General features: G+C 50.5%; 21 protein-coding genes. 4 read left to right on the top strand and 17 right to left on the bottom strand.

Going from position 1 to position 23,773, the window contains the following annotated elements:
- Positions 1–48: 48 nt before the first annotated feature.
- The 16 genes from ACTQ3R_RS04615 to ACTQ3R_RS04540 all read right to left on the bottom strand — a co-directional run bounded on the left by ACTQ3R_RS04615 (position 49) and on the right by ACTQ3R_RS04540 (position 21,094).
- On the bottom strand, positions 49–192 hold the full coding sequence (locus tag ACTQ3R_RS04615; protein WP_441778217.1) for an EAL domain-containing protein: 144 nt from the start codon (positions 190–192) through the stop codon (positions 49–51).
- 2 nt (positions 193–194) lie between these two features.
- On the bottom strand, positions 195–2,909 hold the full coding sequence (locus tag ACTQ3R_RS04610) for an EAL domain-containing protein (protein WP_441778170.1): 2,715 nt from the start codon (positions 2,907–2,909) through the stop codon (positions 195–197).
- Between the two features lie 93 nt (positions 2,910–3,002).
- Entirely contained in the window at positions 3,003–4,346 is a 1,344-nt protein-coding gene (locus ACTQ3R_RS04605; RefSeq protein WP_441778169.1) for a GGDEF domain-containing protein, read from the bottom strand.
- 46 nt (positions 4,347–4,392) lie between these two features.
- Positions 4,393–6,678, bottom strand: coding sequence for a bifunctional diguanylate cyclase/phosphodiesterase (locus tag ACTQ3R_RS04600; RefSeq protein ID WP_441778168.1), 2,286 nt, complete (start codon positions 6,676–6,678; stop codon positions 4,393–4,395).
- Between the two features lie 707 nt (positions 6,679–7,385).
- Complete coding sequence (locus ACTQ3R_RS04595; RefSeq protein WP_441778167.1) at positions 7,386–8,603, bottom strand: aminopeptidase; 1,218 nt, start codon at positions 8,601–8,603, stop codon at positions 7,386–7,388.
- Positions 8,604–8,630: 27 nt separating this feature from the next.
- The gene (locus tag ACTQ3R_RS04590; RefSeq protein ID WP_441778166.1) at positions 8,631–9,593 is read right to left on the bottom strand and encodes an ABC transporter ATP-binding protein; all 963 of its coding nucleotides are present in this window, start codon (positions 9,591–9,593) and stop codon (positions 8,631–8,633) included.
- A gap of 10 nt (positions 9,594–9,603) precedes the next feature.
- Positions 9,604–10,590 carry an ABC transporter ATP-binding protein gene (locus tag ACTQ3R_RS04585; RefSeq protein ID WP_441778165.1) on the bottom strand — a complete coding sequence of 329 codons (987 nt, stop codon included), beginning with the start codon at positions 10,588–10,590 and terminating at the stop codon, positions 9,604–9,606.
- 25 nt (positions 10,591–10,615) lie between these two features.
- Complete coding sequence (locus ACTQ3R_RS04580) at positions 10,616–11,506, bottom strand: ABC transporter permease (protein ID WP_441778164.1); 891 nt, start codon at positions 11,504–11,506, stop codon at positions 10,616–10,618.
- Between the two features lie 17 nt (positions 11,507–11,523).
- Entirely contained in the window at positions 11,524–12,447 is a 924-nt protein-coding gene (gene nikB / locus ACTQ3R_RS04575; protein WP_441778163.1) for a nickel ABC transporter permease, read from the bottom strand.
- Positions 12,448–12,461: 14 nt separating this feature from the next.
- The gene (locus ACTQ3R_RS04570; protein WP_441778162.1) at positions 12,462–15,098 is read right to left on the bottom strand and encodes an AAA family ATPase; all 2,637 of its coding nucleotides are present in this window, start codon (positions 15,096–15,098) and stop codon (positions 12,462–12,464) included.
- A 126-nt stretch (positions 15,099–15,224) separates the two neighbouring features.
- Positions 15,225–16,241 (bottom strand): PDDEXK nuclease domain-containing protein, encoded by a 1,017-nt coding sequence (locus tag ACTQ3R_RS04565; protein WP_340039124.1) that lies wholly within the window; start codon positions 16,239–16,241, stop codon positions 15,225–15,227.
- Complete coding sequence (locus ACTQ3R_RS04560) at positions 16,235–16,702, bottom strand: low molecular weight protein-tyrosine-phosphatase (RefSeq protein WP_209345212.1); 468 nt, start codon at positions 16,700–16,702, stop codon at positions 16,235–16,237. The genes ACTQ3R_RS04565 and ACTQ3R_RS04560 overlap by 7 nt, the downstream gene beginning before the upstream one ends.
- 263 nt (positions 16,703–16,965) lie before the next feature.
- Positions 16,966–17,709, bottom strand: a complete 744-nt coding sequence (locus ACTQ3R_RS04555; protein WP_209345214.1) for a metallophosphoesterase family protein — start codon at positions 17,707–17,709, stop codon at positions 16,966–16,968.
- Positions 17,706–19,358: a recombinase family protein gene (locus ACTQ3R_RS04550; protein ID WP_209345216.1), complete on the bottom strand. Its 1,653-nt coding sequence runs from the start codon at positions 19,356–19,358 to the stop codon at positions 17,706–17,708. Before ACTQ3R_RS04550 ends, ACTQ3R_RS04555 begins: the two co-directional genes overlap by 4 nt.
- Entirely contained in the window at positions 19,355–20,227 is an 873-nt protein-coding gene (locus tag ACTQ3R_RS04545; protein ID WP_209345218.1) for a recombinase family protein, read from the bottom strand. Before ACTQ3R_RS04545 ends, ACTQ3R_RS04550 begins: the two co-directional genes overlap by 4 nt.
- Positions 20,228–21,094: a recombinase zinc beta ribbon domain-containing protein gene (locus ACTQ3R_RS04540; RefSeq protein WP_441778216.1), complete on the bottom strand. Its 867-nt coding sequence runs from the start codon at positions 21,092–21,094 to the stop codon at positions 20,228–20,230.
- A gap of 36 nt (positions 21,095–21,130) precedes the next feature.
- Between ACTQ3R_RS04540 and ACTQ3R_RS04535 the strand changes: the two genes are divergently transcribed.
- The 4 genes from ACTQ3R_RS04535 (at position 21,131) to ACTQ3R_RS04520 (ending at position 23,476) form a co-directional block, all read left to right on the top strand.
- On the top strand, positions 21,131–21,676 hold the full coding sequence (locus ACTQ3R_RS04535; protein WP_209345247.1) for a phosphatase PAP2 family protein: 546 nt from the start codon (positions 21,131–21,133) through the stop codon (positions 21,674–21,676).
- A 185-nt stretch (positions 21,677–21,861) separates the two neighbouring features.
- The gene (locus ACTQ3R_RS04530; protein ID WP_209345249.1) at positions 21,862–22,254 is read left to right on the top strand and encodes a hypothetical protein; all 393 of its coding nucleotides are present in this window, start codon (positions 21,862–21,864) and stop codon (positions 22,252–22,254) included.
- A gap of 80 nt (positions 22,255–22,334) precedes the next feature.
- Positions 22,335–22,910, top strand: a complete 576-nt coding sequence (locus ACTQ3R_RS04525; RefSeq protein ID WP_441146688.1) for a hypothetical protein — start codon at positions 22,335–22,337, stop codon at positions 22,908–22,910.
- Positions 22,868–23,476, top strand: coding sequence for a metallophosphoesterase (locus ACTQ3R_RS04520; RefSeq protein ID WP_441146690.1), 609 nt, complete (start codon positions 22,868–22,870; stop codon positions 23,474–23,476). The genes ACTQ3R_RS04525 and ACTQ3R_RS04520 overlap by 43 nt, the downstream gene beginning before the upstream one ends.
- Before the next feature lie 9 nt (positions 23,477–23,485).
- Here ACTQ3R_RS04520 and ACTQ3R_RS04515 read toward each other — a convergent pair whose 3' ends face one another.
- Entirely contained in the window at positions 23,486–23,746 is a 261-nt protein-coding gene (locus tag ACTQ3R_RS04515) for an ArsR/SmtB family transcription factor (RefSeq protein WP_368076372.1), read from the bottom strand.
- Positions 23,747–23,773: the final 27 nt, after the last annotated feature.

The following is a 23,773-nucleotide window of genomic DNA, read 5'->3' as shown; positions in this document are numbered from 1 at the left end:
TGGAACGTGCGCTGCTTTTGGGAAAATCATTGGAAGTATTGAGTGATATCAAGTCTTCTTTAGGAAAATGTTGTAGAAATCTTTCACAGGGATGGGCATGCTGTAATAATACCCCTGGCCGTAGTTGCATCCCATAGATTGGATCAGCGCCTCGTCCTCACGGGTCTCTACGCCCTCTGTGACGGTCTCAATGCCTAGTTTCTTAGCCAGCGCAAAATCAGAAGCATCACGTCATTTTGAGAGGACTTTTGATCATCTCTTAAATCCATCAAAAACATACGGTCCAATTTGATCTGATCTATGTGCAGCTTTCCTAGGGTGTTCAGCGATGAATATCCGGAACCAAAATCATCCATTGACACCCGGAATCCAGCTTTATGGAGACGCGCGATGGTGTTGTTCAGCTCCTCGATGTTTTCAAACGCCAAGCCTTCCAGGATTTCCAGCACGATATACTGGGGCGAGATCTGATAACGGGAGGTGATTTCCAGCAGCTTATCCAAGTAGTCATCGCTGACAAACAGGGACTTTGTCTGATTGATGGAGATGGAAATAGGAGGGTTTCCCTCATCCATCCACTCTCTCAGCAGCTGACATGACTTTTCCAGCATGTAGAGGTCCAGCTGCTTACAGAACCCGTTTTGCTCAAACAGAGGAATAAATTGATTTGGAAACAGAAGTCCGCGTTCCTTTGTTTGCCAGCGGACCAGAGCTTCGGCACTTTCCACTTTACCGGTGTGCAAATTCATTTTGGGCTGGAGATAAACTTGATACTCCCCCTCTTCAAGCGCACGGTACATGTTGGCTTCGATATATTGGCGCAGCTGTTCCTGCTGGTGGATGGAATCATCATACACACAAACATTGCTGTCGCCGGATTGCTTTGCATGGGCCAACGCCACCATGAGACAATTCAGATTTGCCTGGGTGCTGGACAGATCCAGAACGGTTCCGGAGGAAATGGCGCCGCAGTAAATCGACAGCCGATAGCCGTCCAAGAGATCGTCCGCCATCGCTTTCAGCAGGGGTTCCAACCGGTTTATGCGCCGCCGGATGTCCTCAGACTGGCACTCTGAGGTGGCAAGGTAAAAGGAATCGGCGGTGGGACGGCAGAGCAATTCACCAGCTTTCAGATCATCCTGCAAAATATCCTTCATTTTGCACAGAAGCTGGTCTGCCCGGTATGTGCCGTAAGTATCATTGATATACTTAAAGTTGTGAATATTCAAGCCGATCAGGGACCATGGTTCATGATTTTTGATTTTCTGATCTGTAAGCTTGCAGAAATAATTCCGGTTATAGGCGCCTGTTAATTCATCGTGGCTGGAAAGCTGGAGCAGCTTGTTTTCATTGACCAGCGCGTTATATGCCACTTTTTTGTGATAGCCGTAGAAAGCCAGCACAATAACACAGAATAGGAAGAGCAAAGAACCCAGCACAATGGGGATTATGTTTGCCAGGACCCATTCCAGCGGGGTATATTCAATGTCATCCAAAAGATAGCTGGACAGGCGGGCTTGTGTATCCTGGTTGCTGATGGAGCTGGAAAATTGGTTTAAGAGCGAGACCATCATGTCAGCATTGGGCAGGGAATTTGTCACAGCTACAGCATAAGAGAATTCCTTCGTATCTGCCCAATCTGTCACAACATCATCATAAACCACCTTTTTGCGCATGTAATAATTCAAAGAATATTCGTCCATCCAGGTACAGCTGTCCGGGTTGGACAGGATATTTTTCAGGGCTTGCTCTGTGTTCAGGTCAAATTGCAGCACTTCTCCATCTGTGTGGTTGTGCTCTACAGAGTAAGTGCGGCTGGCACAGCTATGGAAGTAGGGAAGAGTCAGACGGATTCCTTTTTCATAAGAAAGGGCAGAATCCGTTGCGATACAGGCGACTAAATCAACCTGGTTATCCTTGATCAATTGGAGTGCGTCCTCAGGGTCATCTTCCAGCACGACTTCGTATTGCAGCCCAACGCTCTTGGCAAAATCGTTAAAATACTCTACAGAAAAGCCTGTCAGCGCACCATCTTTTATATATTGGAACGGTGCGTTTCCCTCAAAAAACAAAACGCGAAGGGTCCCCAATGACCGGATATATTCCAGCTCCTCTTTCGAGGCGCGGAAATGATCGGAATCCAGGAAGTAGCGCTCGTACAACTCCTGCTCCAGGCTCTCATATGAAAGGGACATAATCTCCAGGGCAGAATTGAGCTCAGGAAGCAGATCCTGACGGGTGGGGGCCAGCGCAAAATAATATGGTGTGGGAGAAAAATACCCGATGCTTCTCAAACCGTCCGGCATCGCAATATCTACCTGAAGTGCGGCATCTGTTTCGCCGCTATAAATGGCATTGATTACTTCATCAAAGCTATCGTAGTTTACGACCTCATAGGTAAATCCGTTGACCTTGGCATACTGGTCAAATAGCTCCATTCTGGCAGCCAATCCAGGGTAGGCGGCAATGGTAATTCCATCCCAGTTGGAAAAATTCTCCTTCATATAAGTGGAATCATCCCTGACAGCCAGAACAGTATAGGTAGATCCATAGCTGTAGCTGGGATACAGGAACAGTTCCTCCAGAGCTGCATTGCGGTTCATAGTGCCCATCATGTCGATCTCACCGTTTTGCAGCTGCTTGAGCAGGGTGGAAAGCTGGGTGTTGATGTCTCCTTCCGCCTGGACATACTCGATCTCCCAGTCGGTAAATAAGGTCAACTGGTTCAAGTAGTCCACCAGGTATCCGGCATAATTTCCGTTTTCATCAATGTAGGATATATTGCCTTGTATGGGAAAGGCCACACGCACAACGTGGTCAGACGCCGCCTGCGTCTGAACCGGAAGAAGATTGAAAATCAGCGTGATACCGACGATCCATAAAACTATGTTATTCTTTAAATGCTTCACATCATAACATCTCGCAGTCTGTCATAGTGTTCCAAAAATCTCTCTTCCCTGTCCCTCATTTCCCAGCGTTCAGGGAATCGAGCTGAAAGCTTCTCACAAAACTGTATTCTGATAGCGCGAATAACAATTTTTTCCTTTTCGTTTTGCATTGTAAAGCGCAAGGTCTGCACAGTGATAAAGCTCAGCAAAAGAGCGGCCGTCCTCAGGATAATGCGCAATACCGATAGAAGCCGTTACCTCAAAAGCAACGTCTGCCTTGTGGTACTCCTTGCGTATGCCATTGATGATTCGGGATACCAGAGAGGTAATATATTGTTCCTTCACATTGGGCATAAAAATCATGAACTCATCGCCGCCGAGCCTGCTGATGATATCGGTACTGCGGCAAAATTGTCTCAGCTTTTCCGCCAATTCGATGAGAAAATTGTCGCCTTCAATATGACCAAACACATCATTGATCTGTTTGAAGTTGTCCAGATCCAACAGCAGCACAAGTCCCGGCTCATCTGGATGACCCGTAATGTACTTACTCATTTTTTTCTCAATGGCAGCACGGTTGAAGACGTTGGTGAGACTGTCTATTTCGGACATATGCTTCAGGGTACTGACAGCATTTCTGTTGTTTTCAAGTTCGGAAACATCCCGAATGGCAAGAATCATATCGTTTTTGCTGACGTTGGGATCTAAACTAAGCAGGATATTATAGCAGCCGTCTTTTTTCAGAGCATCACTTTTGAAGTCCCATGAATACTTGGTGACACAATTCCCGCCATTATCAAACACTTTTCGTTCGATAATACATTTTCGGATCAGCTCACAGTCCTTCGGCGGGATGAACTGCCGCATAAGCTCAAGATAGCGCGTAATGTCCAATTCACGCGCGTTCCAAAATAACGGCAGGATGGCGCGCACGGGCATAACAGCGCCCTGGTCAAACTGGATCACATGCACCGCCTCAAAGGTATCTGCCAGGATCTGCAATAAATAATCAGATTTCAGATAGGTCCGTCTGCTGATTTGTTCACTGCAGATGACGTTGGTCACATCCTGAAAGGTTCCCACCAGACGAATGCCGTTTTGATAACGATTATCCCGTATACCGATGCTGCGCAGATACAGGGTATTACCCGCTGGATTTTTCCATGGATATGTAATGTCGCCACGTGCCCCCATAATAATTTCATTGACATGACGCTGCATCTCTGCAATGTGAGAAGAAAAAATATTATCCTGCCACAGGGCATAGCACATTTCCGGCGTGTCGTTGGCAGAAATGCCAAAGCATCTCCGGGCGACCGCATCGCAGTACAAGCGCGCCGGTTTGCCCTGCTCAATTTCAATGATCCAATGACCGGACACGACCTCTTTGTCCGTTTGTTCCCAGTATTCCCAATCACCTTCATGCTGCCCTAATTGTAAAAATTCATCGGAGAGCATATAACTTCCCCCTCAGCGTATTTGTCATTATAGCCGCTGCTTGCCTTCAGCAAGCCCCATTGTTCTGCAGAAACGTATCTGTAAATTCCGCGGCCGGGATCGGCCGGCTGTAATAATATCCCTGACCATAATCACAGTGCAATTCCCACATCAGATGTGCGTGATCTTCTGTTTCGATCCCCTCGGCCACGGTGGAAATATGCAGGCGCTGCGCCACTTCAATGACAATCTCCAGGATCTTGCGGCGGTTATGCTCCGTGCTCTGGTCGGCCTGAATGAGAAAAGAGCGATCCAGTTTGAGCTCGTCAATGGGAAGCTGGCTGAGCGCAGTCAGGGAAGAATACCCACTTCCGAAATCATCCATAGAAATGCGGAAGCCATAGCTGTGCAGCTGGTCAATGCGGGCAGATACCCGCTCAGGATTTTCCAGCGCCAGGCTTTCCAGAATTTCCAGCGTGATATACCGGCTGGGCACTTTATAGCGCTGGGTAATGGCGCAGATCCGCTCCACATAGTCCTCTTCATAGAGCAGCAGCTTGGTCTGGTTGACCGAGATGGGAACCGGGGAGAGGCCGGCGTCCATCCAGGCCCGGATCTGTTTGCAGGCTTGTTCTACCATGTAGTAATCCAGCTGGATGCAGAAGCCATTTTGTTCAAAGATGGGGATGAACTGGTCGGGGAAAATCATTTGTTTCCCATCCGTAATCCACCGTACCAGTGCCTCCGCTCCGCTGAGGCGCTTTTGGCGCAGGTCCATTTGGGGCTGGAGGAACATCTGAAATTCACCATGTTCAAGCGCCCACTCCATACGGTTTTCAATGTAGTTCTGCAGCATCTCTTTTTCGTGTATCTTTGTATCATAAAAAGAGATGGTGGATTGCTGGGATTGCTTTGCATAATTAAGAGCCAACATTACATGGCTCATCAGTTCCTCGTTATTGTTTTTGTCAGCACAATCTTCTGTCGTGGCACAGCCCCCATAGTAGGAGACTGGGTATGCGTGATGGACGCTTTTTCCGCAGGCTTTCAGGGCTGTGAAGATGACCTCCAGCCGCTTTCGTATCGTGTCTCGATCTGAGGTGTTCAGGCACAGGGCAAAGGTATCCGCCGTATCCCGGCAAAAGAACTCCCCCTGCTCCATATACTGCTTCAGAACCGCACAAGTGTCTTTGAGCAGCTGATTTGAGCGGTCGGAGCCAAACAGTTCATTGATATATTTAAATTTCCGTATATTGATGACCGCCACAGCATATTCTGTGGATTTTTTGCGCCTTTGGTCCAGAAGTTGGAAAAATTTATAGCGGTTATAGGCTCCGGTCAACCGGTCATGGTATGCCACCTGGCGCAGCTGCAAGTTATGACGGCGGTTAATGTAAAGTACTGCCAGCACAAACAAGATTGCTGTGACAGCAAACAGGATCCCAGTCAGATGTGCATAGCTTACAACACCCGACACCGCATCACTGACGCCCTTATCCGTGTCTACGATCACGATTTTGTCCGAACATATATCCAAGGGCATAATGCAGGCATAGGCAGGTATCCCGTTAAAATCAAATTCAAAAAACTGGGTCTCATCCGCAGACAAGGCCTGCATAAATTTATGAGACAATTCCTCGTCCAGATAGTCAGACTCGTCCAGTTGGTAGAAGCCCTGATCCTGGTGTGTCCTTGTGGAGGCCAGTATATCTCCGCTGCTGCTCAGTACGGCGACCGCTCCAACATCGCTGACGAAGCTAATGGAGGAAAGGATGTCTGCATAGGATTCTGTGCTCACAGAGCAGACCAAAGCGCCGCTGATTTGTTTGTCGGTGTAAACCGGGGTGGCATAGCTAATGGTATTGTATCCCAGATTTGAGTCGTAAAAAGCCTGGGAAGTTAGAGACTCCCCTTGTAGTGCCTGTTCAATAATGGACTGCATTTCAGTAGCCTCGTCTTCGGTTTGCAGTTCGATTACCTCGCCCTGAGAGGACAGCTGCATCCCTTTCCCAGAGAGGTTAAAGTAACACAGGCGGACAAAGCCAGCGGTCCGGCTGGCATCCCACAGGTATGCCAGCCGCTCGCCTGCCGCCTTCGCAGAGGCACTTTCCGCAATGGTATCCTCCAGCATGCAGGCCATAGCGCGCAGGGTCTGCAGGTCGGAGTTCGTTTTAAATAAAAAAGAATTCTTATACTGATGGGCCCGTTCTTCCAGCCGCCCCTGCACAGATTCTATGTACAGATCTGAGACAGAGCGAAATAAATATTGAGCGACACCTCCGATCAGCAAACAGATTGCAAGAAACACGATGAGAAGCTTGTTCAAATTTGATTGGATCTTTTGCTCATCCACCCAAAATACCTTCTTTGTTAGATGTATATGTAATTTGTTTCTCCGGACACCGCAGCATTATAGTATGTGTGGCCGTTGTCTTCAATCATTGAAATAGTAGTTTAATATATTAAAAACGGGCACTAACTTATTATACGTTTACCCACCAGAGACAAAATACAAATTACATTGTAAAAAAATGGTAAAATATGCAAATTTTGTGTATGGACTACATGCATTCATATTTCGACAGGATCCAATCAAAAATTAAGCCAGTATGCAAGAATCTGGAAGATTTTTTTAAAAAATTTTGCTTTTTTAGGTTTTATTTGCTCTGCCGCATTATTGGATGAAATTCGCCGCTGAGGGCAAACGAATCAATCGTCAAAGGAGCTGGCCTGAATTATGCAGACGGCATAAAAAAGTACCCTTAGCGGGGGGATTTTTGTCTATTGTATATTTTTGCTGCACGGAGAACCAGTCCCGCTATTGCGCGGCGGTCTATTGTCCGGTACTTCTGGCGGGATTGATGAGAAATCTCTTTATCCCGTAGAAATATAATATTGCGGAGAAACCAGGATGGAAATTAAGGGGACATACAACCAAACCATGATTTTCACCGATTGTGAAAGAAAAGGGCCGTGCATATTCTTGTCAATGATTTTTAAAGGCAGAGATGGAAAAGAGAGAAGCAGATCGCAATCAAACGGTCTGCTTCTCTTATAATCTTATATTAAAATATTTCCATGTTCCATGAGCAAATAGTTCTTATGTGATTTGGATATTCCGATACATTTCATATCTCTTGTACCGATCATAAAGTCCAAATGGATTTTGGCCTGGTTAAGTCCACAAGTCTGTGTATCCTCGTCAGGAGAGGTTTTCAGTGCAGCGCGGATCCCATTGCCCATGGCTAAGTGGCACGCAGCATTTTCGTCAAACAGAGTCGAATAGAACATTCGCTTCGATTTGCCGATTGGGTTGTCGTAGTCCACCAAAGCCACTTCTCCCAGACGGCGGGCACCTGGGTCGTTTTGAAAAATATCCTCCAAAATGGCCTGATCGTGCTGATCTTTGGCAAGGACTTCGGTGACGCACCCGTTTCGATAGATTAACTGGAACCCTGCTTTTAGCACAGTGCCGGAAACGGACAACGGCCTGGTGGATACAACGATTCCATTGGTCCTGTCTTTGTGGGGAACCGTATATAATTCCTCTGTAGGCAGGTTGGGGGAGAAGCGAACGCCATTTGGAGTGACGGAATCTCCGCCGTTCCACTGATGATGTTCGCAAAGTCCGATCGTAAGGTTGGTCCCGTTTTCGGATACAAACCACAGACGATCCAGGTCCATGCTATTTAACTTTTCCAGCCTGTGTTTCATGCGCCGAATATGTTTGTCCCAGCGTAATAACGGAGCTTGGTCACAGTAGCAGCAGGCGGCAATGCAGCGCCACAGTGCTTCGACCGGCTGGGCCTCCTCGGGATAAACTAATTTGGCCCAGGCTGCTCCGGGAACTGCCGCAATACACCAAGGGATCGTATGGTTCATAACCAGGTCTTGCTTTTCCTGAAAGGCCTGCTGGGAGGCCTGAAGCCCGGCGCTGCGTTTGTCTGCCTCAACTTTTTCCAGATTAAATGGGTTTTGAGATACCAGTCGGATGTAAGAGGCGTCCTGCCGCAAATAGTGCAGTAAATGTTCCACCTTGCACGCTGGAATCGACGTCAGCTGGTCCAGCGTTTCATAGGAATACTGGAGATATTCTAACTGCTCGTCGCTCCACAGGATTTCAACATGACTGGCTCCAGCGCGATAAGCTTCGGCAGCCAGCATGCAAGCAAATGCTGATTCAGAGGTATCTACCTGAATCACCACTGGTTTCCCTGGCCTGACAGTAGCTCCGCGGCGAACGATCAGCGTTGCGTAATTCTGTAATATCTGCTCCATGTTTAACCGATTCCCCTGTCACAAAAATTATTGAAATTCGGGGGCCTTAAGTTTACACGCCACGAAATGACCGGGTGAGACCTCGGTCAAAGTATTGTCCTGGCAATGACAAGACTCTTGGGCATAGGGACAGCGGTTGGCGAACCGGCAGCCCGGCTTTGGATTGACCGGCGAAGTAATTTCTCCGCTTAACAGGAGGCGCTCTCTGCGCTTTTTTAAACTGGGAATTGGTATAGCGGAAAGAAGGGCTTGTGTATAGGGGTGAATGGGGTTTGCGAACAGTTCTTTGGAAGGAGCCAATTCCACCATCTGCCCCAGATACATGACGGCGATGTTGTCAGATATGTGCTTTACCACAGATAGGTCATGGGTAATAAACATGTACGTCAGACCCAATTCTTCCTGCAAGTCTTGCATAAGGTTCAAAATTTGCGCCTGAATAGACACGTCCAGTGCAGATACCGGCTCGTCACAGACAATAAATTTGGGATTTACCGAAAGAGCTCGGGCAATGCCGATTCTTTGCCGCCGTCCTCCGTCTAACTCGTGGGGATATGCATTATAGAGCCGCTCAGCCAGTCCCACGGTATCCATTAACTGCGAGACCCGCTGGTCCAGTTCTTCCTTGCTTTTGGTAAGCTTGTGTATCCTGAGCGGTTCGGCAATGATTTCGCTTACGGTCATTCTGGGATTGATAGAGGCATAGGGATCCTGGAAAATGATTTGCATCTGCCGTCTCATGTCCTGCATCTGCGCTTTGCTGAATACGCTGATATCCTGCCCATCAAAGTAAATTTTTCCGCTGGTCGGCTCCAGAAGCCGCAAGACCAGTCGGCCGGTGGTGGATTTGCCGCAGCCGGATTCGCCCACCACGCCCAGGGTTTCCCCGGCCTTAATAGAAAAGCTCACGTCATCCACTGCGTGGAGCAGGCCATTTTTCACTTTAAAATATTTCTTTAAGCCATTTACTTCCAACAATTTTTCGGACATACTTACACCTCTACTGCTCGCTTACGTCTTCACACAGAAAGCATCGGACTTGGTGATCTTCCGACAGGTTCACCATCGGGGGGGCCATGGATGTGCATTTTTCACACCGCTGGCTGCACCTGGGATGAAACGCACATCCTGTGGGAAGATTGGTGGGATCTGGCATCATGCCGCTGATAGGCTTTAAGCGGTCGGTATCCACATCCAGGCTTGGAAGCGACTGGAACAAACCAATGGTATATGGGTGTTTGGGATTTTCAAAGATTTCTTGGATCGAACCATATTCCACAATTTCACCGGCGTACATAATCGCGACGGTATCGCAGACTTCCGCAACGACGCCCAGATCGTGAGTGATCAGGATCATAGATGTGTTGAGTTCTTTTTTCAGCTGGTTCATCATATCCAGCACTTGAGCCTGAATGGTCACATCCAGCGCGGTGGTGGGTTCGTCTGCGATCAGCAGCTGAGGATCACAGGCCAGAGCCATAGCAATTACGACCCGCTGCTTCATTCCTCCTGAGAACTGGTGGGGATAATCGCTGTGACGGCTTCCTGGAATTCCCACCATCTCCAGCATTTTTTTTGCTTTTTCCAGAGATTCTTTTTTGCCCAGGGCTTCGTGAATTTCAATGACCTCGGCAATCTGTTCCCCTACGGTCATAACCGGGTTCAAGGATGTCATGGGATCCTGAAAGATCATGGAAATTTGGCTGCCGCGGATCAGCCGCATCATACCGTCTGGCTTTTGCAGTAGATTTTCTCCGTTAAAATAGATCTTACCGCCCACAATTTTTCCCGGCGGATCGGGGATAAGGCGTAGGATACCAAGAGCGGTGGTCGTTTTTCCCGCGCCGGTTTCGCCTACCAGACCCATGGTCTGGCCCTTACAAAGAGAAAAGGAGACACCGTTTACCGCACGAACAATACCCTCGCCGGTTTTATATTGAATGCTGAGATCTTCAATTTGCAAAAGATTATCATGTTTACATTCCATGGTTGCCGAAAGCTCCTCTTTTCCATTATTGTTTTAATTTCGGATCCAAAGCGTCTCTTAAGCCATCGCCCAACAAGTTAAGGGAAAGTATGGTAACCATGATGAAGATTCCGGGGAAGGTGGCAACATGCCAGGCGCTTCTGAGGTATGTTCTCCCGTTTGAGAGCATTGCACCCCATTCCGGAGCGGGAGGCTGAATGCCCAGACCGATAAAGCTCAAGGAGGCGGTGGAGAGTATGGCACCCGCCACACCCAAGGTCGCCTGTACAATGACAGGGGCCAATGTGTTGGGAAGAATGTGCCGCATAATGATTCGGAAATCGTTGCCCCCGATTGCGCGTGCTGCTTCGATAAACTCCTGATCCTTTATGGTCAATACAGAGGCGCGGACAATACGGGCATAAGACGGAATGTTCGATATTCCTACGGCGATCATAAGATTGAGCAGCGAAGAGCCCAGTGCGGTTACGATGGCCATGGCCAATAGAATACTGGGGATGGCCAGAAAGATATCCATACACCGCATGATAATATTATCAAACCTACCGCCGTAATATCCTGCAAGGGCACCTAGGATGCCGCCTACAACCAGCGAAAAACACACGGAAACCAAGCCGACAGCCAGAGAGATTCTGCCTCCGTGAATGATTCTCGCAAAGATATCCCGCCCGAATTCATCGGTACCTAAGATGTGCTCCAGGCTGGGCCCCTGATTCATATTGGCCAGGTCCTGCTGAATGACCACAGTATCATAATCGGCAATAACATCCGCAAACAGGGCCAGCAGAATCAAAACTGCCAAAATTACAAAACCGACCATTGCAGCCTTGTTTTTAATCACTCTGATGCCGATATCCAGCCAAAGACTTCTTTTTTTGGCTCTGCCGGTATGTAATTCAGATGTAATACCTTGCATTTTTCTCACCTCGACGGTCACTTGTATTGTGATTTGATTCTGGGATCTACGTATGAGTATAGAATATCAATGCACAAATTGACGATGCTGAACGTAACAGCAATAAATACCACCAATCCCTGCACCATGGGAGTATCTTTCTGCTTGATGGAGTCCACCAGCAGTCTTCCGATTCCCGGCCAGGAGAAAACAGTTTCTGTCAGCACAGCTCCGCCCAAAAGATATCCAAACTGCAGGCCCACGACGGTAATAATTGGAATCAGTGCATTTTTTAAGGCGTGCTTATATACCACGTTTTTCTCAAGAACGCCTTTTGCACGGGCCGTCCGGATGTAATCTTGCCGGATGACTTCCAGCATAGACGATCTGGTCATACGGGCAATAGATCCAGCCGAGCTGGTTCCTAATGTGATAGCGGGCAAAATAAAATAGGTCCAATCACCATATCCGCCGGACGGTAAGATTCCCAGCCAAACGGAAAACAGCATGATGAGCATCAGGCCCTGCCAAAAGTTAGGCATAGATACACCGATGAGAGCAAAAACCATGCTGGTATTGTCAAAAAAAGAATATTGTTTGGTAGCAGAAATAACACCAACGGGAATACCGATTAGCACAGACAAAAGAACACCGATTCCCGCTAACTGAAGGGTGGCGGGGAAGCGTGAGAAAATCTCGTCAAATACCACCCGGTTGCTTTGATAGGAGCGTCCGAAGTCACCCTGGACCGCGTTAATGATAAAGCGAGAATACTGGACGAAAAAGCTGTCATTAAGCCCCATTTCTTCCCGCAGGTTCGCCAATGCTTCTTCTGTTGCATTTTCCCCTAAGATAATTTGTGCTGGATCTCCTGGTGTATGGATAAAAAAAGCTTGCATCGAATTGTGGATCAGACAATTCGATGCAAGCTTTTTTAGAAATGGAAAATGGATGCACGGCAAGGCAGTTTGACCTGTTATTCGGAAAGGACCTTTTCCATTTGATTTAAATAGATTTCATCAATGGGAGAGTATACACAGTCCAACAAAGCTCTTGCACGCTGAATATATACCTGTGGTGCTTGGGTGATAACCGCTGAAAGAAGGGATGGAACATCCCGGTCTTTCTGAAGCTGTATCGCGATCCAGGCGTATATTCGATTGAGGACGCCCTGCTCATAGCGGCTGCCCAACCGCTGGGAACAGGTTTCGGCAATTTCCAGATTTTTGACCGCATCAGCGTACCGCTTTCGGAGAAAACATAGCAGGCCATAATAGGCAAATGCAATACTGCGCTCCCACAAAAGCTCAATTTTGCTGAAACATTCCACGGCCTGAGTCAAATATTCCTCGGCCCGGTCCAGGTCTTGACTGTCGAGAGCTGCCTGCCCGGCGTAGGTGTAGAAGGAAGCTGCACCGCCGCCCAGGTAATAATCTTTGCAAACAGTGATGGCCTGCTCATAGCAGACAAAGGCCCCAGGATAATCCAGCGACAACCGTTTTGCCTCGCCGAGACCGGCGTAGGAGGCGGCTAAGTTATAACGGTACTGTTCCTTTTCCAGCGATTTCTCAAATAGCTCAATGGCTCGGCTGAACTGTACTTGGGCGGAGGAGAGGTCGCCGGACATGATGTCACTCATTCCGGACAGGCGCATCCAGATGGCCTGCTCCTCTGGCTTGCTATGTCCGGCTAAAAGTGTGATGGATTCCTCCACAAGTGTGCGCATGGGCTCGGGTTCATAGCGGTTCATATAGACGCAGACCTTTTGACGATTTGCTTTGATGATGTTTTTCAGAGCTTGATCGGAGTTGATTGGTTCGTTTAGCTCGACTAATCTTTGAATGTAAGATAGTCCTTGTGTATAGTCTGCACTGCGGATATAATACCGCCCCATCATGTGGCAGTAATCGGACAGATAGTCCTGCTGATCGGACACTTCAAAGGTGCCCTCGTTGGCTTTTATCAAATCTCCAATGCGCTGGAGACTGCGGATGATGCCGTTGTCGTCATATGTTTTGCTCTCTAGGTCTTTGGAGGTGACGGACCATTGGCCGTCACTGATTACGGGGTAGTATTCATGGGCGCGGTTTAGCTGGACATAAATGTATTTGATGTAATATTTCAGATACTTTTTCTGATTCTTGGCCCGTTCGAAATGATACATCAATTTATGGTAGAGGGGAAAATCCCTGCCCGTTCCGGACAGCTTTCCTTCCAAAAGGTTGGCGATCCGTTCGTGCAGGACACGCCGTTTGGTCAGAGATAATTCGCTATATACATATTCCAAAATCTTTTGGTGGGTAAATTGAAAACGAACACCAGTGTCGGAGGCCTTTTCGCAAATCAGCTGTTGATCGATCAAGGTTTCAAGAATATCGACTAGCTCGTATTCCTGTTTTTGAGAAAGCTCCGCAAGAAAAGGGAGAGAAACGCCGTCAAAAAACAAAGACAAGAGATCTAAAATATTACGGCAGTCGGATGGAAGGTGAATGGTCCTCTGGCGAATGGTGTCTCTCATATTTTGGGTGATGTCCGCCAGATCTCCGTTATACTTAAAATTATTGACGGTTTCGATGATGAAAAACGGGTTTCCCTCTGTCTCGTGGTAAAGCTGCTTGCGGAGATCGGCTGAGTCGAACCGGCGAGGCAGCAGAGAATCCGCCAGACCAACGGTATCGGCGAAACTGAAACGTTCCAAAACGATTTTCTGCAAAAAGTGGGCCAGGTGCATGTCTTCCAGGAAGCGGGAGATATGTTCGTTGTGCGCGCTTCGGCACCCCAGAAGAAACATGATGTTGTGATTTTGGTTGGTGGTGAGGATGTCCTGAATCAAGGATACGGTTAAAATATCAGCCCATTGCAGGTCGTCGATGCAGATGATGATTTTTCGGTTTTTGGCAAAGTGAAGCAGAGCGTGGGTAATGGTTCTTTCATTGCCGTCGTATGTTTGGATGCTGATGGAGTCCTGATCGATAAGCTCTGCGTCGCCATCTTTTAAGTGAGGGAAAAAGAGCCCGGTCATTGTATGAAAATAGGCATTTCGTTTGTCCGATGGGCATTTTTTGATCAAGTGTAAGATCTGCTCAAAAATAGCCTGCCATGGCTTTAAGGCAAAGGTTTCTTCTGCGTGGTAACAGGAAGCATGAAACAAAAAGGTCTCCTCACCGGTCTGAAGACCGCTGCACAGATGATTTAACAGCGTACTTTTTCCGATGCCGGCCTCCCCGATGACTGCTTGGCTGATGCAGGTTCCTCCGTTGAAAAACTGAAGGGCATTTTTGACCAGCAGCTCTTGTTCCAAGGCGCGCCCGTATATGGGAGTCTTATGGGTCATTCCGGAATTCTGAGTGGGAAAGGCAGCTTGCGTTGAAGCGGAGGCCTTGATGAGTTTTTGGCTGCGCTCCTGCTTGACCAGTTCCGTCAGCTGTGAAATGCGTTCTCCGGGAAATTGGAACAGATCTTCTGCCAAGAGCAGTTTCAGCCGGTCGTAAAGAGCAATGGCCTTGTGATATTCCCCTCTGATGCGGTAGATTTCCATGAGATAGTAGTAGCCTGTCTCATCGTACTCATCCAGCGAGATGAGCTGCTTGGCCTGTGCCTCGCATTGTACCAATGCGTGAGAATTACTATTTTCTCCTAAAGCCTTGTACCACAATAGATTGGGCTTTTATAGATATATTATGTCAGACTTGCTGGTACAATGATAGAGCCGTGGGATAAATTCTGACTTATAATGCTGTCATTCTTTCGCCCCTTTGATCCGCTTCTGGATATCCTCCACGGACGGCAGTTGGTGCTCCAATTCTTCCGGCAGATTGCTGGTAATCTGATAGGCGCTGACACCGATGGGCTTGCTCATATCCTTCAGAGAATACTCTGCCACAAGGTCGTTTTTGCTCTTGCAGAGCAGCAAGCCGATTGAGGGATTATCCTGTTCTTTCTTCAGAATTCCATCTACCGCAGAGAGATAGAAGTTGAGCTGCCCAGCGTACTCCGGCTTGAACTCACCAGTCTTCAGTTCAATCACCACATAGCAGCGGAGATTCAGATTATAGAACAGCAAGTCAATGTAGAAATCATCTCCGCCCACATTGAGGTGGTACTGATTGCCGAGGAACGCAAAGCCGGTCCCCAGCTCCAGCAGTAGTTTCGTCACATCCTTGACCAGTGCCCGCTCAATGTCGCGCTCTACCATATCCTCTTTGAACGGAATGAAGTCGAAGATATACGGATCTTTCATTGTTTGCGTGGCGAGTTCGCTCTGCGGGGACGGAAGGCGGTTTTCGAAGTTAGACACTTTTTCTGCCAGCACCTGCCGTTGATATAGACCGCTCTCAATTTGATGAATCAGCACATTGCGGGACCACCCGTTCTCTGCGATTTTTCTCGCATACCAGAGGCGTTCTTCCATATCCGAGAGTTTGTCCAGCAGAGCAACATTGTGTCCCCACGGGATTTGTGCAACAGGCTGTTGCACAAATCCATCACCCGGATAAGCTGCCGCGAACTTTGCCATATATTTTAGGTTTCTCACAGAGTAGCCAGTGGCATCCGGAAAAGAAATCTTGATGTCGGCGGCAAGGTTTTCTATGAACTTGCTCCCCCATGTCTTGTGCGCGTTGATGACTTCACCGATGGAGTGGTAGAGGAGCAGCAATTCCCGATTGACGCTGACTGTCGCACGGTATTGCGCTGTGCGGATCTCCTGCTTGATCGATTCGACGATATTCAGATATTCGTTGGAATTCATCAACATTGTGTTTTCGCCTCCGTCAATTTATGCAGCAACCCCTGACACCCTTCCAGCACATCCCGCCATGTGGCCTCGAAATCGCCGGTGTACCACGGGTCGGCCACATCGCCGGGGCGCTCGGTGTATTCCATCAAGAGGTGCATCTTGTCCTCGAAGTCCCCGCCACAGATGCGATGCATATTGCGGAGATTGGCCTGATCCATGCCGATCAGGAGGTCGTATTCCTCGTAATCATCGTTCTGGAGCTGCCGGGCGGTCTTGCCGGAGCAGTCGATCCCATGCTCCGTCAGCTTGCGCCGTGCCGGGGGATAGACCGGATTGCCGATCTCCTCGGTGCTGGTCGCCGCGGACTCAATGTGGAACCAGGCTTCCAGCCCCGCCTTTTTCACCAGATCTTTCATCACGAATTCAGCCATTGGGCTGCGGCAGATATTGCCGTGGCAGATAAAAAGTATCCTCGTCATTTGTGCGCTCCTATATTGTTTCGGTAGGCTCAGTATAGCATACAGGCTCCGGATAGTCGAGGGGCATCTCAAATGTGCCATAAGGAGGCGCTGTTCCATTGACTCTGTTATCAATGCTTCCGCATAGGCTGTGGGCTTCTTGATATTCATGGGATCCTCCCTCCCGGCGCTGCCGCCTGCTTATAAAGAGAAGGCACGGCATCTGCCGTGTCTTCCCCTGCGTCAGAACCTTGATATCGTCTGGCAATCTCTCCGGTATATACTCAAAGCAGTTGGACGATTTGTTCCCAGAGCAGGATATGCCTATCATCGACAGCCTGGTTGTCATGATAGTGTCCGAAGAACCAATATTGAAACTCCAGCCGCTGGTCGACCATGTCCAGGAAGTCGTTCAGGCGGTCCGTCGTATAATCGGGGTTCAGCCTTCTGACGATCCTCGACGGGGCGCAGTGCGTGATCACACAGTCCGCCCGCCAGCCGATCCGTTCCAGAGTTGCCAGCGCGGTGAGATATTCCTCATCGGAGGGCAGCTCATCCGGCCACCAGCTATGTCCCAGGACGCGGAACCGCTGTCGGGTCCTTCGTTTCCACCAGTATTCCCGCTCAAAGTCCGGGGCGCTGGGATCAAGGATGCCGTCCTGAATGTCGTGGGAGGACGCGCCGCCCATGGTGAAGAAGGTCAGGCCGTCTATTTCATAAGCCTGCCCGCGCAGCAGCCGCAGGATATGGGGCCGTATCCGCTGCACCCGGCCATTTTTCCATTCCTCCACGGGGAGTCGCTTCAGCATATCAAAGTTTTCGTGGTTCCCATCCACCCACAGGGTCGTCCAGGGCTTGTCCTCCAGCCAGTTCAGCCAGTAGTTCTCCTCAGCCGAGCCATCCCATAAGCCGCCGAAGTCGCCTGAAATAATCATGTAGTCATCCCGGCTCATCTCCCGCTGCTGGGGGAAGTATTTGTTTCCAAACCGCTGGAATCCTCCATGGGTATCTCCCGTGATACAGATCATGACGCCCTGGCCCCTTTCTCATTCTCTATGCGCTGTTCGATCTCCGTCCCATCCTTAAACAGAATGAGCAGCTTGTCCCGTCCCAGCACCTTGATGCTGCTGATGAGTTGGCGTACCGTGACCTCGTCGAAATCCGTGAGGGCGGCGCTGGTCTGCTCCAGTTCGTGTTCGATCTGCTCCATGCGCCGGTCAAATTCGGCGGCGGTCTGCCCCTGGCGCTCCAGTTCCGCCTTCTTTGCCATGAGACGGGTCTTGGCCATGTTGATCTGCCGGATCTCCTCGTCGTATTCCACACAGTCCGCTCCGGCTCCCACCGCCAGCTGGAACAGCTCCAGCTGGCGCTCCTGCAAGGCCCGGATCTGGTTCTCCACAGCAGGGAGCGTCAATGGATCACTGCTGCCCGCCAGAGCCGCCTGGATGCTGTCTCTGAGCGTCTGCTTGGCCGTGCGCATCTGGAACATCTCGTTCATGGCGGAGAGGATGGCGGCGTGCAGGGCAGGCTCCTCCAGCGTGGGCGAGTCCTTACAGACCCGCCTGCCCTTTTCCAGCCGGTTCAGGCACCGCCACACATACCGCTTTTCGCCGTTGGGCATCCAGAGCCGCCTGCGGTACGGGCTGCCGCACTCCCCGCAGACCAATATCTCGTTCAGCGCGTATCTGCCGCTGTATTTGCCAAGCTCCGTCCTGGTCTTGGAAGAAGTCTTTTTCAGGCCGGCCCGCCGCGCCAGTTCCTCCTGCACCTTTTGAAATGTCTCCCGGTCAATGATGGCGGGGTGGCATTCGTGGACATAGTATTTGGGCAGCTCTCCAATGTTCTTCTTTTGCTGGTGGGTGAACAGGTCCGCCATGTAGGTCTTCTGGAGCAGGGCGTCCCCAATGTATTTTTCGTTCCGCAGCATACTCTGGATCACGCTGTCGTGCCAGGTCGTTTTGCCCCGTGCCGTTTTGACGCCGTCCGCCATCAGATCCTTGCAGATCCGGCAGGTGCTGTGGCCCATCAGATAGCGGGCAAAGATCCTGCGCACCACAGCGGCCTGCTCCTCATCAATTTCCGGCTGGCCGTCCGGACCTTTGCGGTATCCAAGGAAGCTGTCAAATTGATAGTACACCTTTCCATCCTTGAAATTCTTGCGGTGGCCCCACTTGACGCTGCCGCTGAGAGACTCGCTCTCCGCCTGGGCCTGTGAGAAGAAGAATGTCAGGATCATCTCATTGTCCATGTAGAGGGTGTTGACATTCTCTTTTTCAAAGTAGACGCCCACACCCAGCCGCTTCAGACGGCGGACATAGTTGAGGCCGTCCAGCGTGTTGCGTCCGAACCGGGAGACGGATTTGGTAATGACCAGATCGATCTTTCCCTTTTCACAGTCCCGAATCATTTGCAGGAACTCCTTGCGTTTCTTGGTGGAGGTGCCGGTCTTGCCCTCATCGGCGTACAGGCGGACCATGGTCCAGTCCTGGTTGCTGTCGATCTTCTCGGTATAGTATTCGATCTGCGCCTCATAGCTGGAGAGCTGCTCGTCCTTGTCCGTGGAGACACGGCAATAGGGAGCCACACGCAGATGCTGTTTCCGAAAGTCCCGGTTGACCATCTGCGGGTCAGCGGGGATGACTGTTATTTTCTTGGGTGTTTTTGGCGTGGTACTCATGCCGTTCTCTCCTCTCTGTCAGATGTGAAGATGGTCCCGTTGATCAGCTCCAGTTCCAACGCGCCGCCGTTTCCCAGGCGGATTGCTTTGACGGCTGTATCCATCAGTTCCTGAAGGACACCTTCATCTGCCGGTCCCGCATCCAGGCGCTTACGCAGACAATCCAGCCTGCAGCCGGGAGTGGGGTCCGGGATGGCGCTGTAGCTCTCCGCGGCGGCGGCAAAGATAAGCGCGCGGATCAGCTCGGCGCTTTCCGCGCCGCGGTTAAAGGCCAGATTCAGTTCATTCTGGATGCGGATGGCGTCCATGGACGGGCCGTCCTGCCGCCTGGTATCCGGCGGTATCAGCAGGGAGGGTTTCTCAGCCAGCGCCTGGAGCCGCTGCGTCAGGCTGTCCCGCAGGACAGGATCCTCCACACGGACGGTTTGAGCGCAGTCGGGATTTTCACACCGCCAACGGGGAACTCCGTAGGACTTGGTGTCTCGCGCCATCGCTGCTCCGCAGCGGGCGCATACGGCTTTCCTGCGGATGGGAGCTATATGATCCGGACAGGGGGTACCGGAGGCTTTACCAGCCCGCTGGAGACAAACCTTCATAAAAACCTCGCTGGTGATCAGGCGGGGATACATCCCCGTGCCGAGATATGTTTCATTTTCCAGCATCCGCTTGACCATGTGCTTATTCCAGCGGTCCGTGTGCTGGTGGTATTTGACGCCCTGGCGCTCCATTTCATTGGCGATCTGCTGGTAGGAGAGGCCGTCGAGATACATCTGGTAGATGCGCTTTACTGCGTCGGCCTCTACCGGGTGAAGACCGGCCTTTCCGTTCCGGATCATATAGCCGAAAGGGATCTTTCTCTGCCACGCCATTTACCGCACCGCCCTTTCCATCGTCTCCGCCAACTCCAGCCCGTTGTACAGGCGGAATTTGACTGTCTCCGCTGAGTAAACGGTGAGGCGCTGGATCAGGAACTCGAACAGCTCCTCGTCTACCGTTTCCCGCTGGAACGGTCTGCCGCTGTCCTCCAGATATTCCAGGATCGCTTCTGTGTTCTGGAGCTGCTGGTCCTCTCCGGATGCTTCCAGCGCCCGCCGGCGGAGCTTTTTCAACTCCTTCAGCTTGTGCGTGATCTCATCCTGCTGGGATAAGTAAAGAGCAGGATCCACATACCCTTTCGACTTCAGCCGAACCAGTACGAGATTCTGCTCTGATAAACGCGCAATCTCTTTGTCGATATCGGTGATCTTCCGGTTGGAGCGCAGCTCCAGTTCCCGAAGCTCCCGGAGCCGCTCCGCCATGGGGCGGAATATCCTGGCGGGATCCTGTGCCAGCTTGTGGTACAGGCGGAGTACCGCTGATGTGATCTCCGCCTCCGGCACCTGGGGCACGGGGCAGCGGCTTTTCTCCTGATCGTGCCGGTGGCATACCCAGTAGACCTTGCCGCGGATATCCTTCCTGCGGCACATGGAGCCGCACACCCCGCAGAAGACGCGCCTGCTGTATACAGACGGCCGGCGCTGCGCGTGGGAGAGGAATTGCTCCCTGCGCCGTGCCATCAGCTCCCGCACGCGCTGAAAGTCCTCCTGGCTGACAATGGCCGGATGGGAATCCTCCACGAAGTATTGGGGCTTCTGGCCCGTGTTCCTGATCTGACGGAAGGGGAAGGTATCGGTGGCGCAGGTCTTCTGCCAGATCATGTTCCCGGTATAGGAGATGTTGGTCAGAATGTAATGAATGGTGCTGGGATATCTCTGAATGTGAGATGAACAAAAATGGTTTCCTTTGAACTGTCCATTTTGGACTGGATACAGACATCCCTGCGCTCCGGCTTTGGCGATGTGTTTTTCCCAATCATCACAACTTTTGCGGATGAGGGGATCGGCTGGGTGCTTTTGTGCGGTATCCTGATATTGATCCCGAAAACGAAAAAGCTGGGCGGTGTCATGTTTCTTGCCATTATCATAGAGGTGCTGGCCTGCAATATCATTCTCAAGCCTCTGGTGGCAAGGCCCCGCCCCTTTATGTTGAACTCGGCTGTTCAGCTGCTCATTCCCGCTCCAGAGGACTATTCTTTCCCCTCCGGACATACGGCGGTTTCCTTTGCTGCGGCATCTGTGCTGCTGTTTCAAAAAAGCAAGGGGTGGCTGCCTGCGCTTCTGATGGCCGGACTGATCGCCTTCTCCCGGCTGTACCTCTATGTCCATTTTCCCACAGATGTCATTGCCGGTGCGGTGATCGGGATCGCGGCCGGGGCGCTGGCCTGCCGGCTGTGGGCATTCTGTGAAAAGCGATTGTCGAAAAAAGTGCAGAGGCGGTGATTTTTTGTAATGATGAAGATGCTGTAAGCTGGACATTGACATACCGATCCCTACACATCATCTGTTTTGGAAATACTTTTTTCCCTTTTGGAAAGAAGGCATCGTGAAGGATTGACTTCTTTCCATAAATCCATCATACTGAAAAGGGTTTTAGCCTTTTCAAGAATAATTAGGAGGTCCTTTCCATGAAACATAACATCCGGAAGCTTGTGGTGGTTCCCGCAGCATTGCTTATGACGGCGGCACTTTCTGTCGGTGCTTTTGCAGCAGACGCATCTGCCGGCTACTGCACACAGGATCACGACCACAGTATCCACAGCAGCTGTACCTTGGATCACGACCATGCGGCCGATGCCATCTGTACGCTGGAGCATGACCACGCTGTTGACGCCGCCTGCACCTTAAATCATGATCATGCGGTGGACGCAAGCTGCTCTGCGGTCCATGACCACGCCACCCATGCGACCTGCACCAAGACACATGACCACAGCGGAGATGGAACGACATCCGGGCATCATGGCTCCTCTCACGGAACGAAAACCGGTGGAAGCAGCAGACACGGTGGTTCCCACCACTAAGGGAAAACAAACAGGCGGGCAGCACTGCCCGCCTGTTTTCGTATCAATTATGTTTCATCCAACGAATGTGAGGAGTTTCCATGAAGTGTTTTAGACGGCTGTTGTCATGGGACAGTTTCTTTGCGGTCTATTTTCTGGGCTATCTGGCCGCACTATTTTATGTGAGTATTCGCATGGAAAGAGTTTTGGAAGGCTTGTGGGATCTGGGAAGCGTCTGGCCCATATTTGGCGCACAGCTTATATTTACCGCCTTTTATGCCTCTCAGATGAAACGAGTGGACACAAGCCGGATTGCCAGAGCCGTATCAATGGCTGGATACCTTTATTTCTGCTTCTTGCTGTATTCCGTTTGCCTGCTGCTCTGCGCTGATCTTTTGAACTTGCTTGCCGGAGCGTTACTCTCCTGCCTTATCGACATCCATGTGTTCCTATGGAGCATAGCTTTTATAATTGCCGCAGGCGTAACGCTCTATGGCAGCCTCCACGCTCGGCAGTTCCGCCATGTGTCCTACACAATACCTTGTGGAGCCCGCTTAGACAACTCTTGCAGGATCGTGCTGTTGAGCGACCTCCCCACATCGGACTATTTGTGGGAACCCGGCATATTGCAAAAATGGTGGATGAAGTCAATGGATTGCACCCGGAGCTGGTCGTGATCGCCGGGGACATTTTCAATAATGGCTCTGTCGGGGAGTGCTGGGAACTGGAGAGCATCTGCGGCAGTCTTCAAAACCTCCGGACAACACAGGGCGTATTTGCCGTTCTGGGAAATCATGATCCATCTCCAGCGGACAAGCAGCTTCAAGCATTTTTCAAAAACGCCGGGATCCATTTACTTCTGGATGACAGCGTGGAATTACCGGAGATCTGTCTCGTTGGGCGGGATGATCTCTTGCGGAGCGGCGGGAAGCGTTTGCCGCTGGCTGAACTGCTGGCCTCTGTCACAGGAGATAAACCGGTGGTCGTTATGGATCACAGTCCAGACGGCTTTGAGGAAGCGGCTCAGTGTGGAGCCAGCATGGTTTTGAGTGGCCACACCCACCGGGGCCAGTTTTTCCCCGTGACCTTGCTCACAAAGCTGTTTCATCCGCCAGGGCATTTCTATGGGCATACCCAGTTGAGAAACACACATGGCATTATCTCAGCCGGAACTGGTTATTTTCAACTGCCCATCCGTGTCGGAACAGACAGTGAAATCGTCACAATAGAACTAATACCATAATTCTATCCACTATTTCTCCGCAAGATGGGACAACCCTGTTTCAATGATCGGCCATATATTCTGCTCAGGCAGAGAATAGAATATCTGTCTGCCAACCCTGCGCTGTGCCACTATTTTGTGGGCCTTCAAAATGTTCAGCTGGTGGGAAACCGCCGATTGCGTCATCCGTAACCGCTCTGCAAGCTCCGTCACGCAAGTTTCCTGCTCATGGAGGATAGCAATCAGTCGGATGCGGGTGGGGTCGCCCAACACACGGAAAAAATCTGCCATCGCCGGCACAAACTTAGGATCGCAAGG

The organism is Lawsonibacter sp. LCP25S3_E2 (assembly GCF_052117285.1).
Lineage (GTDB): Bacteria > Bacillota > Clostridia > Oscillospirales > Oscillospiraceae > Lawsonibacter.
The sequence above is the reverse complement of the archived record's forward strand: the minus strand, read 5'-3'. Positions and strand labels throughout refer to the sequence as shown.

Coding starts and splice junctions, on each gene's coding strand:
- ACTQ3R_RS04595 (WP_441778167.1), bottom strand. CDS start 8,603: ATGGAGCAGATATTACAGAATTACGCAACGCTGATCGTTCGCCGCGGA.
- ACTQ3R_RS04605 (WP_441778169.1), bottom strand. CDS start 4,346: ATGCTCTCCGATGAATTTTTACAATTAGGGCAGCATGAAGGTGATTGG.
- ACTQ3R_RS04555 (WP_209345214.1), bottom strand. CDS start 17,709: ATGATCTGTATCACGGGAGATACCCATGGAGGATTCCAGCGGTTTGGA.
- ACTQ3R_RS04535 (WP_209345247.1), top strand. CDS start 21,131: ATGGTTTCCTTTGAACTGTCCATTTTGGACTGGATACAGACATCCCTG.
- ACTQ3R_RS04525 (WP_441146688.1), top strand. CDS start 22,335: ATGAAGTGTTTTAGACGGCTGTTGTCATGGGACAGTTTCTTTGCGGTC.
- ACTQ3R_RS04560 (WP_209345212.1), bottom strand. CDS start 16,702: ATGACGAGGATACTTTTTATCTGCCACGGCAATATCTGCCGCAGCCCA.
- ACTQ3R_RS04565 (WP_340039124.1), bottom strand. CDS start 16,241: ATGTTGATGAATTCCAACGAATATCTGAATATCGTCGAATCGATCAAG.
- ACTQ3R_RS04530 (WP_209345249.1), top strand. CDS start 21,862: ATGAAACATAACATCCGGAAGCTTGTGGTGGTTCCCGCAGCATTGCTT.
- ACTQ3R_RS04515 (WP_368076372.1), bottom strand. CDS start 23,746: ATGGCAGATTTTTTCCGTGTGTTGGGCGACCCCACCCGCATCCGACTG.
- ACTQ3R_RS04580 (WP_441778164.1), bottom strand. CDS start 11,506: ATGCAAGGTATTACATCTGAATTACATACCGGCAGAGCCAAAAAAAGA.
- ACTQ3R_RS04585 (WP_441778165.1), bottom strand. CDS start 10,590: ATGGAATGTAAACATGATAATCTTTTGCAAATTGAAGATCTCAGCATT.
- ACTQ3R_RS04520 (WP_441146690.1), top strand. CDS start 22,868: ATGGTGGATGAAGTCAATGGATTGCACCCGGAGCTGGTCGTGATCGCC.
- ACTQ3R_RS04590 (WP_441778166.1), bottom strand. CDS start 9,593: ATGTCCGAAAAATTGTTGGAAGTAAATGGCTTAAAGAAATATTTTAAA.
- ACTQ3R_RS04545 (WP_209345218.1), bottom strand. CDS start 20,227: ATGGCGTGGCAGAGAAAGATCCCTTTCGGCTATATGATCCGGAACGGA.
- ACTQ3R_RS04550 (WP_209345216.1), bottom strand. CDS start 19,358: ATGAGTACCACGCCAAAAACACCCAAGAAAATAACAGTCATCCCCGCT.